The organism is Nocardioides sp. Arc9.136, from assembly GCF_030506255.1.
Classification (GTDB): domain Bacteria; phylum Actinomycetota; class Actinomycetes; order Propionibacteriales; family Nocardioidaceae; genus Nocardioides.
The window spans coordinates 3,880,323-3,894,021 of record NZ_CP113431.1; the positions used below are offsets into that span (position 1 = coordinate 3,880,323).

The 13,699-nt window shown below is 73.7% G+C and carries 13 protein-coding genes; 5 read left to right on the forward strand and 8 right to left on the reverse strand.

Annotated elements, in window-relative coordinates; all coding sequences use genetic code 11:
- Positions 1-8: 8 nt before the first annotated feature.
- The 7 genes from OSR43_RS18755 to OSR43_RS18785 form a co-directional block, all read right to left on the reverse strand.
- Positions 9-212, reverse strand: a complete 204-nt coding sequence (locus OSR43_RS18755) for a hypothetical protein (RefSeq protein ID WP_302268295.1) — start codon at positions 210-212, stop codon at positions 9-11.
- A 25-nt stretch (positions 213-237) separates the two neighbouring features.
- Positions 238-1,869, reverse strand: a complete 1,632-nt coding sequence (locus OSR43_RS18760) for a cell wall metabolism sensor histidine kinase WalK (RefSeq protein ID WP_302268296.1) — start codon at positions 1,867-1,869, stop codon at positions 238-240.
- A gap of 45 nt (positions 1,870-1,914) precedes the next feature.
- Complete coding sequence (locus OSR43_RS18765; protein WP_302268297.1) at positions 1,915-2,355, reverse strand: MarR family winged helix-turn-helix transcriptional regulator; 441 nt, start codon at positions 2,353-2,355, stop codon at positions 1,915-1,917.
- Positions 2,356-2,456: 101 nt separating this feature from the next.
- Entirely contained in the window at positions 2,457-3,551 is a 1,095-nt protein-coding gene (locus OSR43_RS18770) for a YihY/virulence factor BrkB family protein (protein ID WP_302268299.1), read from the reverse strand.
- A gap of 50 nt (positions 3,552-3,601) precedes the next feature.
- Entirely contained in the window at positions 3,602-4,546 is a 945-nt protein-coding gene (locus tag OSR43_RS18775) for a folate-binding protein YgfZ (protein WP_302268300.1), read from the reverse strand.
- Positions 4,543-4,968, reverse strand: coding sequence for a Fur family transcriptional regulator (locus OSR43_RS18780; RefSeq protein WP_302268301.1), 426 nt, complete (start codon positions 4,966-4,968; stop codon positions 4,543-4,545). The genes OSR43_RS18775 and OSR43_RS18780 overlap by 4 nt, the downstream gene beginning before the upstream one ends.
- Positions 4,969-4,976: 8 nt before the next feature.
- Positions 4,977-5,471 carry an FABP family protein gene (locus tag OSR43_RS18785; protein WP_302268302.1) on the reverse strand — a complete coding sequence of 165 codons (495 nt, stop codon included), beginning with the start codon at positions 5,469-5,471 and terminating at the stop codon, positions 4,977-4,979.
- A gap of 176 nt (positions 5,472-5,647) precedes the next feature.
- On the opposite strand from OSR43_RS18785, the gene OSR43_RS18790 reads away from it, so the two are divergent.
- A complete protein-coding gene (locus OSR43_RS18790; RefSeq protein ID WP_302268303.1) occupies positions 5,648-6,010 on the forward strand; it encodes a DsrE family protein in 363 nt (120 codons plus the stop codon).
- Positions 6,011-6,032: 22 nt separating this feature from the next.
- Positions 6,033-8,618, forward strand: coding sequence for a hypothetical protein (locus OSR43_RS18795; RefSeq protein ID WP_302268304.1), 2,586 nt, complete (start codon positions 6,033-6,035; stop codon positions 8,616-8,618).
- A 6-nt stretch (positions 8,619-8,624) separates the two neighbouring features.
- Here the strand turns inward: OSR43_RS18795 and OSR43_RS18800 are convergent, their stop codons facing one another.
- The gene (locus OSR43_RS18800; protein ID WP_302268305.1) at positions 8,625-9,668 is read right to left on the reverse strand and encodes an alpha/beta hydrolase; all 1,044 of its coding nucleotides are present in this window, start codon (positions 9,666-9,668) and stop codon (positions 8,625-8,627) included.
- 169 nt (positions 9,669-9,837) lie between these two features.
- Here OSR43_RS18800 and OSR43_RS18805 point away from each other — a divergent pair, with 169 nt between their 5' ends.
- The 3 genes from OSR43_RS18805 (at position 9,838) to OSR43_RS18815 (ending at position 13,685) form a co-directional block, all read left to right on the forward strand.
- Positions 9,838-11,928: an RNA degradosome polyphosphate kinase gene (locus tag OSR43_RS18805; RefSeq protein ID WP_302271721.1), complete on the forward strand. Its 2,091-nt coding sequence runs from the start codon at positions 9,838-9,840 to the stop codon at positions 11,926-11,928.
- Between the two features lie 134 nt (positions 11,929-12,062).
- Positions 12,063-12,680 carry a DUF47 domain-containing protein gene (locus OSR43_RS18810; protein ID WP_302268306.1) on the forward strand — a complete coding sequence of 206 codons (618 nt, stop codon included), beginning with the start codon at positions 12,063-12,065 and terminating at the stop codon, positions 12,678-12,680.
- 3 nt (positions 12,681-12,683) lie between these two features.
- A complete protein-coding gene (locus tag OSR43_RS18815; RefSeq protein WP_302268307.1) occupies positions 12,684-13,685 on the forward strand; it encodes an inorganic phosphate transporter in 1,002 nt (333 codons plus the stop codon).
- Positions 13,686-13,699 lie beyond the last annotated feature (14 nt).

Consider the following 13,699-nt stretch of genomic DNA (forward strand, 5'->3'; position numbering starts at 1 on the left):
GCCGTGCCTCAGCGCCGGCGCGCAAGCACGGCGCAGCACAGGATCCCGCTGAGCCAGAGGAGGAACACCGGCACGTCGCCGAGGTGCACGCCGTGGTTCGTGGACAGGCTGGCGATCTGCGGCCCGCTGTAGGGCCCGACGCCGGCGACCGAGAATCCGGCGAGCGCCGTGACCACCCCGGCCAGGACGACGGCGAGGAAGCGGGACGGCACGCGCCGACGGTATCGCCCTGAGTGCTCAGGCGTGCCGGGGCAGCGTGACGGTGACCGTCGTGCCGGTGCCGGGGGTGCTGTCGATGTCGATGGTGCCGCGGTGGGCGCCGACGATGTCGCGCACCAGGCCGAGACCGATGCCGATGCCCTGCACCGCCTCGTGGCGGGCGGAGTCGGCGCGCCAGAACTTGTCGAACGCCTGGGCCACCTCGTCGGGGCTCATCCCGATCCCGCTGTCCCGCACGGAGAGGCGGACGCGGTCGTCGTCGCCGGCGACCCGGAGGTCGATCCGGCCGCCGGGCGGCGTGTACTTCACCGCGTTGGACAAGAGGTTCTCGACCACCTGCTCCACCTTCTCGGCGTCCAGGGCGGCCCACTGCGGCTCGGGCGCGTCGACGCGCAGCTCGAGGCCGGCGCCGGCGGCCTGGGCGAGGAACGGCGCCCCGCTGCGGGTCACCAGCTCGGTGAGGTCCGTCGGCCGCAGCACCAGGCTGCGCCGCTGGTCGGCGGTGTCGAGGAGCTGGGTGATCCGCTCCTCGAGGTTCGCGGCGTTCCGCGCGATCGTGTCCAGCGCCTTGACCAGCAGCGGGGAGCCGCGGTCGACCTCCCCGTCGAGCACCTCGAGGTACCCGATGATCGAGGTCAGGGGCGTGCGCAGCTCGTGGGAGACGGTCGCGATGAAGTCCTCCTTGACCCGCAGCGACCGGGCCAGGTCGGTGACGTCGTGGGCGGCGATCAGCGTCCCCCACGTGCTGCCGTCGGTACGACGCACGGTCTGCGCGGTCGCCACGATCGCGATCTGGTGACCGACCGGCCCGATCCACTCCATCTCGTGGTCGACCAGGTCGCCGCGGAGCGCCCGCGGGACGATCTGGTCCTCGAACGGGATGAGCGTCCGGTTGTCGGCGCGCCGTACCTCCGCGCCTGCGTGCGGCGGGCGGTCGAGCCGGAACCCGGCGAGCGTGACCGCCTGCTCGGCGAGGGAGTTGGCCATCACCAGGCGCTGGTCGGTGTCGTAGAACGCCAGCGCGACCGGGACGGTGTCGAAGATCGTGCGGGAGAGGTGGGCGCTGTCCTCGGCGCGCCGCAGCGACTCCTGCAGCTCGCGGTTGGCCAGGCGGGTCCGCTGCTGGCTGGACGCCAGCTGCCGGGCGGCCTCACCGACGGCGACGGCGAGCCCGGTGACGATCACCGGCAGCGTGACGATCCGGACCACCTCGATCGCCGTGGTCGGCGGCTCCCCGGCCGCGATGGCGGGCATCGAGCTGATGAGGAACGCCGAGCCGACGGCGAGCAGGATGGCCCACCGGCCGAACGCGTAGGCCAGCCACACCACCGGGAAGATCGCGAGCAGGCCGACCGTCGGCAGTTGCTCCACGTACGCCAGCCGGAGGAACGCCACGGCGACCACGTCGGCCAGGGCGATCGACAGCAGCCACCACACCGGCCACCGCTCCCAGGGCAGGGCCAGGAAGAGGACGCTCGCCACGCCGACGAGCGCGGCGCCCAGCACCGCCGACGTGGAGCCGACCGCGTCGGGCATCGCGACGACTCCCTCGAGGGTCACGAAGAAGGCACCCGCCGCGAGCGGCAGCTGCGCACGGGAGAAGGCACGCACACGACCGCGGCGCGTGCCGTTCAGCTCGAAGACCGGCACGGCGACCTCACTCCCCCGTCGCGTGCGCCGAGGCGCGCGCCGGTCTCACCGCTCCGCCCCGAGCGCGGTGGCGAGCGCCTTCAGCTGGGCCACCAGGTCCGCCTGCTCGTCGACCGGGAGGCCGATCGCGTCGCAGACGCCCCGCGGCACGGCGGCGGTGTCGGCGCGCATCTGCTCGCCGGCGGCGGTGAGCACGACGGTCACCCGGCGCTCGTCGTCGGCGTCCCGCTCGCGGCTCAGCAGGCCTCGGGACTGCAGGCGCAGCACCAGCGGCGAGACCGTGCTGGGGTCGAGGTGCAGCCGGCTGGCGAGGGCGCCGACGGTGAGCGGCCCCTCCTCCCAGAGCGCCGACATGGCGAGGTACTGGGTGTAGGTGAGCCCGACGTCGGCGAGCAGCGAGCGGTACACCGCGTCCATGCTTCGCGACGCAGCGTGCAGCGCGAGGCACAGCCGGTCGTCGAGCGGGATCTCGAGGGGCGCGTCCATGCGGCGCAGTCTGGCACGGTTCCGTGGTGCACCAACAATTGGTGCACCACGGATCGTGTCGGTGTCGGCGCAGCCGGGTCGGCCGCGGGATCAGCAACGGGTCAGCGCGAGCCGGACCCCGGGTCGTCGGACCGCCCGTGGGTCTCGCGGATCTCCCGGCCCTTGGCGACGTCCTCGGCGTGCTTCTCGTCGGCCTTCTTGATGTTGCGGTCGTCGCGCGGCGGGAGCTGGACCTGCTCCTCGGCCGGCATGCCGGCCTGGAGCTCGCGGCCCCGCTCGAGCTCGGAGTCGAGCTCGGCGCCGAACAGCAGCGCGAGGTTGGTGATCCACAGCCACAGCAGGAAGACGATGACGCCGGCCAGCGAGCCGTAGGTCTTGGAGTAGGAGGAGAAGTTCGCGACGTAGAACCCGAACGCCACCGAGGCCAGCACCCACACCACGATCGCGAGCAGGGCGCCGACGGAGATCCAGCGGAACTTCGGCTGCTTGATGTTCGGGGTGACGTAGTAGAGCAGCGCCACGATGATCACGACCATCAGCAGCAGGACCGGCCACTTGGCGATGTTGAAGACCGTGATGACGGTCGAGCCGAGGCCGAGCTGCTTGCCGACCGCGTCCGCGGCGGGGCCGGAGACCACGAGCCCGAGCAGCACGATCGCGACGAGTGCCACCAGCACGAGGGTGAGCAGCAGCATGACCGGGCGGAGCTTCCAGAAGGGCCGGCCCTCGCGGATCTCGTAGATCCGGTTCATCGCCCGGCCGAACGCCCCGACGTACCCGCTCGCCGACCACAGCGCGGTGAGCAGACCGATGATCAGCGCGAGCCCCGCGCCCTGGGACGACGCGAGCTGGTTGATCGTCGGCTCGAGGGTGTCGGCCTGGGAGCCGGCACCGATGTCGCGCATCACCTGGAGGATCTGGTCGACGGTCTTCTGCGGGTTGGAGACCAGCCCGACGATCGAGGTGAGCGCGATCAGGGCGGGGAAGAGCGCGAGGACGGCGTAGTACGTCAGCGCCGCCGCGACGTCGGTGCACTGGTCCTTGGAGAACTCCCGGGCCGTCTTGCGCGCGACGTAGAGCCACGACCGCTTGGTCAGGTCGTCGGGAGAGTCCGGCTTGGCCGGGTGGTCCTTGGGATCGGTGCTGCGACCTGAGCTGCGGTCTGCGCTGGGGGAGGCGCTCGTGTGGCGGGACATGTCGAGCCGGTTTCCGCAGGTCGGCCCGGCAAACGTCGGGGCGGGGGCGGCTAGCGCAACGGGCGGACGTGCAGGCCGACCTCGGGGTCGACGACGACCTCCTGGGCGGCCGCGATCCCGTCGACGAGGAGCTCGGCGTCGGTGGCGACGTTCCGCTTCAGCAGCGCCAGGGCGATCGGGCCGAGCTCGTGGTGGCGCGCGGAGGTGCCCACGAAGCCGACGGACTTCTCGCCGAGCAGCACCTCGGCGCCGTGGGTGGGGAGCCGGTTCTCGCTGCCGTCGAGGTGCAGCAGGGTCAGGCGGCGCGGCGGGCGGCCGAGGGTGTGGACCCGCGCGACGGTCTCCTGGCCGCGGTAGCAGCCCTTGTCCAGGTGCACCGCCGGGCCGATCCAGCCGACCTCGTTGGGGATCGTGCGGTGGTCGGTGTCCAGGCCGAGCCGGGGCTCGCCGCGGGCGATGCGCAGCGCTTCGAACGCCCACAGCCCGCACGCCGGGCCGGCCGCCGCGGCGTAGGCAGCGAGCCGGTCGCGCGGGACGAGCTCGTACCCGCCGCGGGTCGAGGACGAGCGCCACGTCGCGGCGAGGTCGGTCATCAGCGACACCTCGACGCGGGTCATGAACTTCATCCGCTCCAACCACCCCACGAGCGCCGCGCCGGCGCCCGGCTCGGTGTGGGCGGTGAACGCCGAGCCGTCGTCGTACCCCTCGAAGGCGTGCTCCACGTGCCCCTGCGGGCTGAGCACGAGCGCCTGGGTCCAGGTGCCGGCGGGGAGGTCGAGGAAGTGCTGCGTGGTGAGGTTGTGCAGCCAGGTCAGCCGCTCGGGCCCCTCGATGCGGAGCACGTCGCGGTGGGAGAGGTCGACGAACCCCTCGCCCGACTCGAGCGTGCGCTGCTCGCCGTTGAACGAGCCGTAGTGCGCCGCGACCGGGGCGTCGATGCCGTTCCCGGCGACGGCGCCCGGGAGGTCGAGCAGGGGGCTGGCTGGGTTCGTCATCGGGGTGCGGTCTCCTCGCAGTCGGTGCAGTGGCCGAACACCGTCAGGTGGCCCACGTCGGCCACGAAGCCGTCGGCCTCCAGCCGGTCGGTGAGCGGCCGGAGCACGTCAGGATCAACCGAGACGACCTTCTGGCAATTCCGGCAGACCAGGTGGAAGTGCTCGTGGTCGGTGATCGAGTGGTACGTCGGGGAGCGGTCGCTCAGGTGGGCGTGCCGGACCAGGCCGAGCTCCTCGAGCACCTCGAGCGTCCGGTAGACGGTGGAGATGTTGACCGAGGACGAGTGCTCGCGGACCTTCGCCAGCACCTCGTCGGCGGTGGCGTGACCGAGCTCGTCGACCGCGCGCAGGACCATCTCGCGCTGCGGGGTCAGCCGGTAGCCGCGCCCGCGGAGCTTCTCGCGCCAGTCCTGCTCGGTCATCGCGGCGCTCAGGCCCGCTGCAGGCGGGCCCACAGGTGCGGCTGGAGCGGCTGCCCGACGGCGGCCATGTCGTAGGCGTAGAGCAGGTCGCCCTCGACGTTGCCGTACAGCCGGTGGCCCGCGGTGACCTCCTTGGCCGACTCGGTGCGCGCGACCGCGTCGGTGGCCAGCTCGAGCTTGCCGTTCTCGGCGGTGCCGTACCAGATCTCGACGAACCCGGTGTTGTGCGTCAGCACGAGCTCGACCTTGCCCTCCGGGCGGCACCGCAGGAAGCCGGTCTCCTGCGCGCCCTGGCGCAGCGTCTTGCCCTCCTCGTCGATGACCCACGAGCGGGCGAAGTAGTGGAGGAACGGGCGGCCGTCCTGCTGGAAGACCAGCTCCTGGCCGTACTGGTAGGGCTCGATGGTCGGGTAGTCGCCGCGGCCGTTGCCGCGCCAGGTGCCGAGCATCCAGGCGACCGGGCCGCAGTCGGGGTGGAGGTTCTCGGGGATCTGGAAAGGCACCTGTCGAGTCTAGGGGGGTCGGCGGGCTGCTGCGTCTGCGGTTGCGGGCCCGATTGTCGGAATCCCCGGCTCCCCGGGGATTCCGGCACTTCTCGGCCGACGCACTCCCTGAGAGGTACCGGTTCTCCCTGAGATGTCCGGCCGGGCCAGCGGAACGGCGGCCTAGAGTCACCGCCATGACCCGCCGACTCGTCGTCAAGGTGACCTGCGGCGCGGCCGACGCCGAGCGCTGCAACCAGGGGTTCACCGTCGCCGCGGCCGCGGTGGCCGCCGGTGCGGATGTCTCGCTGTGGCTGACCGGGGAGGCCGCCTGGTACGGCGTGCCGGGCCGAGCCGAGAACTTCGAGCTGCCGCTCGCCACGCCCCTCGCGGACCTCCTCGCGGCCGTCGTCGCCGGCGGGACGGTGACCGTCTGCAGCCAGTGCGCCGCGCGGCGCGACATCACTGGGGCGGACCTGCTGGACGGCGTCGTCATCCGCGGCGCGGCGTCGTTCGCCGAGGAGGTCCTGCAGCCGGAGGCGCAGGCGCTCGTCTACTGAATTCCCGATACGATCCGGCGCCATGAGCCCGGTCGCGCCACCCCCTGAGGAAGGCCCGTCCGCACGCGGTTGGCGCCGTCGCCAGCGTCCCACCACCGCTCCCCCGCCGCCCCCGCTCACCCACGAGGAGGCGCTCGCCCGGCTCGCCGAGCAGACCGCCGCGGGCGAGCAGGCAGCCGCCCTGCGCCGCGCCGCCGAGCTCGCCGCGTCCGAGCAGGCCGCGGAACGCATCGTCGCCGAGGAGTCCGCCCGCGCCGCCGCCGCGGAGGCGGAGGTCGCGCACCGTCGCGCCACGGAGCTGGCGAGTGCCGCGACCGAGGCGCAGGAGGCGGCTGCCGCGCTGGCCGAGCAGGCCGCGGCCGCCCTCGCCGCCGCGGAGGGACGCGAGGCGGCCGAGGCCCGGCTCGACGAGGCCGTCTCCGCCCGCGCGGAGGCCGAGGTCGCGGCCGCCGAGGCGGCCCGCCGCCACGAGGAGGCGGCGTCGTACGCCGCGGAGCAGGCGTCGCTCGCCGCCGCGGCCGCCACCGCCCGGGAGGCCGCGGACGCGTCGGCCGCCGAGCAGGCCCGGCTCGCGACCGAGGCGCACGCGGCCCGGCTGGCCGCTGAGGAGTCCGCGGCCGACGCCGCCCGGGAGCTGGCACTCGCGGAGGCACGTGCCGCCGAGCTGGCCGAGGCCAACCGCGAGGCCACCGACGCCCGCCGCGGCGCGGAGGAGTCGGCCGCCGCCGCAGGCACCGCGCTCGAGGAGGCGTCCGCACGCGCCACGGAGCTCGCCGCCGCCCGGGCGGCCGCCGACGAGGCCGCGGCGGAGCAGGCGCGGCTCGCCGCCGAGGCCCACGCTGCCCGCGAGACCGCCGAGACGTCCGCCCGTGAGCGTGCCGAGGAGGCGGCTGCCGCGCTGGCCGACGCCCGTGACCAGGCCGCGCTCGCCGCCGCCGCAGCGGCCGCCGAGCACGCTGCCCTCACGGCCGCCCAGGAGCAGGCCGAGGCCGCCCGGGACGCGGACCACGCGCGGACGATGGCGGACGAGTCCGCGGCCGCCCACGCCGCTGCCGCCGCGGAGGCGTTCGAAGGCCGCCAGGCTGCTGACGAGGCCGCCACCGAGCACGCCCGCCTCGCCGCCGAGGCCCACGCCGCCCGCGAGGTCGCCGAGACGTCCGCCCGCGAGCGCGCCGAGCAGGCCGAGGCCGCGCTGGCCGACGCCCGCGACCAGGCCGCGCTCGCCGCCGCCGCAGCAGCCGCCGAGCACACCGCCCTCCTCGCCGCCGAGCAGCAGGCCCAGGCCGCCCGGACCGCGGCGCAGGAGCGCGAGTCCAGCGACCACATCGCCGCTGAACACGCCCGCGCCGCCGCAGAAGCACTCGAGGGCCGCCGGCTCGCCGACGAGGCCGCCACCGAGCACGCCCGCCTCGCCACCGAGGCCCACGCCGCCCGCGAGGTCGCCGAGACCGCCGCCCGCGAACGCGCCGAGCAGGCCGAGGCCGCGCTGGCCGACGCCCGCGACCAGGCCGCGCTCGCCGCCGCCGCAGCAGCCGCCGAGCACACCGCCCTCCTCGCCGCCGAGCAGCAGGCCCAGGCCGCCCGGACCGCGGCGCAGGAGCGCGAGTCCAGCGACCACATCGCCGCTGAACACGCCCGCGCCGCCGCCGAGGCCCTCGAGGGCCGCCGGCTCGCCGACGACGCCGCCACCGAGCACGCCCGCCTCGCCGCCGAGGCACACGAGGCACGCACCGCCGCGGAGCAGTCCGCTCGCGAACGCGCCGCCGAGGCCGCGGCGGCCTCGGAGTCGGCGTACGACGCCTCCACGACGGCCGCGGCCGCTGCCCAGGCCGAGCACGGCGCCCTGGTCGCCGCGGAGGAGCAGGCCGAGGCCGCCCGGGTGGCCGCCGAGGCCCGTGCCGTCGCGGAGATCGAGGCGGCCGAGCAGGCCCGGCTCGCCGCCGAGGCGCACCAGGCCCGTGCCGCCGCCGAGGAGGCCGCCCGGCTGGCCGTGGAGGCCCGTGAGGCCGCCGAGCGCGACGCCGAGGAGCACGCCCGGCTCGCCGCGGAGGCCGCGGCGGCCCGCGTCGAGGCCGAGCGTCGCGTCACCGAGCTGGCCGCCGAGCTGGCCACCGCCCACGAGGCCCGCCTGGCCGCCGAGCGCGCCGCCGACGAGCAGTCCGCGGCCCGCCTGGTGGCGGAGGAGAAGGCCGAGCAGCGGGCGATGGAGCGCAGCGCGGTCGAGGCGTCGGTCCGCCACCAGGCCGAGCTCGTCGAGGCCGCGCTCGAGGACCGGCTGGTCGCCGAGCGACGCGCCGCCGAGCTCGCGCAGGAGCTGGTCGAGGCGCGCGGCGGCGAGGCGGCGCCGCGGCCCGTCGCCCAGGTCCCGCCCCCGGTCGAGCCGCAGCCACGCGCTGCGTCGCCAGCGCCCGCACCGGCGCCCGCACCCGAGGAGCGCGGTGGCGGCATGCCCCGCGCCCTCTACCTCGTGGCCGCGCTGGTCGCCGCGGCGCTGACGGTCCTGGCGCGGGTCGAGGGGTACGACGACCACGTGCTGCTCGCCGTCGGCGTGGTCGTCACGCTCGCGTTCCTGGTCGGCTGGGCGGGAGCGGGCAGCCGCAAGGAGTGAGTGGCGTCAGCCGGTCGGGTTCATCACCGCGCGCAGCTTGTCCGCGATCTCGGCGCAGGCGGCGCGCGAGGTGCGACCGGCCCCGACGATGTTGAGGAAGCCGTGGATCTGGTCGGGGAACCGGCGCAGCTCCACCTCCACCCCCGCGTCGGCCAGCTTCGCGGCGTACGCCTCGCCCTCGTCGCGCAGCGGGTCGAACCCCGCGGTGACGACGTACGCCGGCGCCAGCCCGGCCGGAAGCTCGGCGCGCAGCGGGGCGACCCGCGGGTCGGTGCGGGTGGCGGCGTCGGGGGTGTAGGAGGCGACCGCGAGGTCCATGAACTCCTGGGTCAGGAACAGGCCCGACCCGAACATCCGCTTGCTCTCGGTCTCCCCCGCCACGTCGGTGGCGGGGTACACGAGCAGCTGCCAGGCCAGCGGGAGCCCCGCGCGGGCGGCGTCGATCGCGACCGTGGCGCTGAGGTTGCCGCCGGCGGAGTCGCCGCCCACGGCGATCCGCGAGGGGTCGGCGCCGAGGGACCCGGCGTGCTCCAGGACCCAGTGGTACGCCGCGAGCGCGTCGTCGTGCGCGGCCGGGAAGGGGTGCTCGGGGCTGAGGCGGTAGTCAACGGCGAGCACCCGCACGCCGGCCCGCTCGGCGAGGAACCGGCAGGTCGCGTCGTGGGTCTCGAGGTCGCCGAAGAAGAAGCCCCCGCCGTGGAAGAACAGCAGGAGCGGCCCCGGTGTCGCCACCGGCGCCCCGGCCGCCGAGGGGGTGTAGAGCCGGCCGAGCAGCCCGGCGACGTTCACCTCGCGCACCGACCCGATCGGCTGGCGTCCGCCGGTGAGCCCGGTCTGCCGCACCGCGGCCTGCCGGCCGAGCTCGACCTCGAGGGTCTCGATGGCGGGCTCGCGGACGAGCCGCTGGATCCGCAGCATGAGCTGGAGGTCCGCGGCCAGCACCTGCCCGTCCCGTTCCAGCCGCGGTCCGGCGAGCACCCGCTGCACCGGCTCCGGGAGCCCCATCAGCGCCCGCAGCGCTGCCACCTCGACGCCCGTCCTCGCACCCACGGCCCGGACACTAACCGTCCACACGGCGGCCCCGGGCGCGCGTCCGCACAGCCGCCGCGAGCGACACCTGCCGTTCACCCGGCGGTGCCACACTGGCGAGGTGACCTTGGAGACCGGACCGGCGCAGGACGTGTTGCCCCGTGACGGGGCGCCGCACGACTCCTTCGACGTGGAGCCGCCGTACACCCCCGACCACGAGGCGCTCGCCGCCGTGGAGAAGTACGACGACCGGTTCCTCGACCGCGAGCTGTCCTGGCTGCGGTTCAACCAGCGGGTGCTCGAGCTCGCGGAGGACCCCGACCTGCCGCTGCTCGAGCGGGTCCGGTTCCTGGCGATCTTCACCAGCAACCTCGACGAGTTCTTCATGGTCCGGGTGGCCGGCCTCAAGCGCCGGATCGCCGCCGGGCTGGCCGTCCGCGCCGCCTCCGGGCTGATGCCGCGCGAGGTGCTGGAGCGGATCTGGCTGACCAGCCGGGAGCTCAGCGAGCGGCAGGTGTGCCTGTTCCGCGACGAGATCAACCCCGCGCTGCGCGACCACGGCATCGAGATCGTCCGCTGGAACGAGCTGGACGAGCAGGAGCAGAAGCACTGCAAGAAGCTGTTCAAGGAGCGGGTCTTCCCGGTGCTGACCCCGCTGGCGGTCGACCCGGCGCACCCCTTCCCCTACATCTCGGGGCTCTCGCTCAACCTCGCCGTCGTCCTGCGCGACCCCGGCACCGGCAAGCAGCACTTCGCGCGGGTGAAGGTGCCGCCGATCTTCGCGCGCTTCGTGCCGCTGGGGAACCAGCGGTTCGTGCCGCTCGAGGACGTCATGCGCGAGCGGCTCAAGCGGCTGTTCCCGGGCATGGACGTGCTGGAGGCGCACAGCTTCCGCGTGACCCGCAACGAGGACCTCGAGGTCGAGGAGGACGACGCCGAGAACCTCCTCGCCGCGCTGGAGAAGGAGCTGCTGCGGCGCCGGTTCGGGCCGCCGGTGCGCCTGGAGGTCGAGGACACGATCACCCCCGCGGTGCTCGAGCTGCTCGTCTCCGAGCTCGGGGTGGCCGAGGAGGAGGTCTTCCGCCTGCCCGGCCCGCTGGACCTGCGCGGGCTGCACAGCATCGCCGACCTCGCGCGCGAGGAGCTGAAGTACCCGGCCTTCGTGCCCACCACCCACGCCCGGCTGGCCGAGGTGGAGTCCGCGGCGCCGGTCGACGTGTTCAAGGCGGCCCGGCGCGGTGACGTGCTGCTGCACCACCCCTACGACTCGTTCGCCACCTCGGTGCAGCGCTTCCTCGAGCAGGCCGCCGCCGACCCGCACGTGCTGGCGATCAAGCAGACGCTCTACCGCACCTCCGGCGACTCCCCCATCATCGACGCCCTCATCGACGCCGCCGAGGCCGGCAAGCAGGTGCTGGTCATCGTCGAGATCAAGGCCCGCTTCGACGAGGAGGCCAACATCCGGTGGGCCCGCAAGCTCGAGCAGGCGGGCTGCCACGTCGTGTACGGCCTGGTCGGGCTGAAGACCCACTGCAAGCTCTCGATGGTGGTGCGCGAGGAGCCCGACGGGATCCGGCGCTACACCCACATCGGGACCGGCAACTACAACCCGAAGACGTCGCGCACCTACGAGGACCTCGGGCTGATCACCACCGACGACACCATCGGCGAGGACGTCGCCCACCTGTTCAACAACCTGTCCGGTTGGTCGCGCAACGCCTCCTACGAGGAGCTCCTGGTCGCGCCCGACTCGCTGCGAGCCGGGCTGGTCGAGCGCATCCACCGCGAGATCGCCCACCACCGGGCTGGGCGCGCGGCGCGGATCCGGCTCAAGGCCAACTCCGTGGTCGACGAGGCCGTCATCGACGCGCTCTACCTCGCCTCGCAGGAGGGCGTGCCGGTCCAGCTGCTGGTCCGCGGCATCTGCGCGCTGCGGCCGGGGGTCCCGGGGCTGTCGGAGACGATCGAGGTCCGCTCGGTGCTGGGGCGCTTCCTCGAGCACAGCCGGATCTTCTGGTTCGACAACGGCGGCGACGCCGAGGCCTGGATCGGCTCGGCCGACATGATGCACCGCAACCTCGACCGTCGCGTGGAGGTGCTGGTCCGGCTCCCGCAGGAGTCGAGCCGGCAGGCCGTGGACGACCTGCTGACCCTCGCCTTCGACGACGACACCGACGCCTGGACCCTCGGGCCCGACGGCGGGTGGGACCGCTCGCGCGGCCCCGTGCACCTGCAGGAGACGCTGATCGAGCGGCAGCGGAGGCGGCGTACGACGGGCTGAGCAGCACCGCGTGGTACCGCTTCCACCCCGTCTTCACCGGAGTGACCGGAGCGACGCGGTCCTCGCTTGCGTGATCTCGCGACCGTGCCCCTAGTCTGTCAGGCGTCGTTCACCCGTCGTTCAGGAGTCACTCCGTGGGACTGCGTTTCCGCCCGGTCGAGGCCACGTTCTACGACCAGTTCACCGAGCAGGCGAACCACCTCGTCACCGGCGCCAGGATCCTCGCCGAGATGCTCGCCGACGGCGCCGACCACGAAGCCGTGGCCCAGCGCATGCGAGACGCCGAGCACGGCGCCGACGAGACCACCCACGCGATCATCCGGAAGGTGAACTCGACGTTCATCACGCCGTTCGACCGCGAGGACATCTACTCGCTCGCCTCCGGCCTCGACGACGTCATGGACATGATGGACGAGGTCGTCGACATGATCCTGCTCTACGAGGTGCGGCACATGCCGGCCGAGGTCTCGGGCCAGGTCGAGCTGCTGCAGCGCTGTGCGGACCTCACCTCCGCCGCGATGCCGAACCTGCGCTCGATGCAGTCGCTCGAGGAGTACTGGATCGAGATCAACCGTCTCGAGAACGCCGGCGACAAGAACCACCGCCGGATCCTCGCCAACCTCTTCAGCGGCGACTACAAGACCATCGAGGTCCTCAAGCTCAAGGACATCGTCGAGGCTCTCGAGGACGCCATCGACGCGTTCGAGAAGGTCGCGAACACGGTGGAGCAGATCGCCGTCAAGGAGTCCTGACCGGTGGAGCTCGCGATCATCATCGCGGTGGTCGTGGTCGCCCTCGTGTTCGACTACACGAACGGGTTCCACGACGCCGCCAACGCCATCGCGACCTCGGTCTCGACCCGCGCGCTCACGCCGCGGGTGGCCCTGGGACTCGCGGCGGTCATGAACTTCATCGGCGCCTTCCTCGGCCAGAAGGTCGCCAAGACCGTCTCCGAGGTGATCACGCCACCTGACGGCTCGCACGGGCTCGTCATCGTGATGGCGGGCCTGATCGGCGCCATCACCTGGAATCTCATCACCTGGTACTACGGCCTGCCGTCGTCCTCATCGCACGCCCTCATCGGCGGCCTGGTCGGCGCCGCGCTCGCCGCCAGCGTCTCGGTCTCCTGGTCGACGGTCATCGACAAGGTCGTCCTGCCGATGCTGATCTCGCCGGTCTTCGCCTTCGGCCTCGGCTTCCTGATGATGCTCGCGATCATGTGGATCTTCCGCCGGGTCAACCCGCACAAGGCCCACCGCGGCTTCAAGCTGGCGCAGACCGCCTCGGCCGCCGCCATGGCGCTCGGCCACGGCCTGCAGGACGCCCAGAAGACGATGGGCGTCATCTTCCTCGCCCTCCTCGCCGGTGGGTACGTCGGCGCCGACGACGACCTGCCGCTCTGGGTCATCTTCGCGGCCGCCGCCGCCATCTCGGCCGGCACCTGGGCCGGTGGCTGGCGCATCATGCGCACCCTGGGCCGCCGGATCATCCACCTCGACCCCGCCCGCGGCTTCGCCGCCGAGTCGGTCGCCGCGTCGGTGCTCTACACCACCGCCTACGCCTTCGAGGCCCCCATCTCCACCACCCACACGATCACCTCCGCCGTCATGGGCGTCGGTGCCACCAAGCGGTTCTCCGCCGTGCGGTGGGGTGTCGCCCGCTCGATCGTCGTCGCCTGGGTGTCTACCTTCCCCGCCGCCGGCGCCATGGCGGCCGCGGTCTACCTCATCTGCCGGTACGTGTTCCAGCTGCCGTAGGTCTCGCTCCTCTC

What these genes read in the sequence shown, in the direction of transcription:
- OSR43_RS18765 (WP_302268297.1), bottom strand. Translation starts at nt 2,355, where the DNA reads ATGGACGCGCCCCTCGAGATCCCGCTCGACGACCGGCTGTGCCTCGCG.
- OSR43_RS18770 (WP_302268299.1), bottom strand. Translation starts at nt 3,551, where the DNA reads ATGTCCCGCCACACGAGCGCCTCCCCCAGCGCAGACCGCAGCTCAGGT.
- OSR43_RS18775 (WP_302268300.1), bottom strand. Translation starts at nt 4,546, where the DNA reads ATGACGAACCCAGCCAGCCCCCTGCTCGACCTCCCGGGCGCCGTCGCC.
- OSR43_RS18780 (WP_302268301.1), bottom strand. Translation starts at nt 4,968, where the DNA reads ATGACCGAGCAGGACTGGCGCGAGAAGCTCCGCGGGCGCGGCTACCGG.
- OSR43_RS18790 (WP_302268303.1), top strand. Translation starts at nt 5,648, where the DNA reads ATGACCCGCCGACTCGTCGTCAAGGTGACCTGCGGCGCGGCCGACGCC.
- OSR43_RS18795 (WP_302268304.1), top strand. Translation starts at nt 6,033, where the DNA reads ATGAGCCCGGTCGCGCCACCCCCTGAGGAAGGCCCGTCCGCACGCGGT.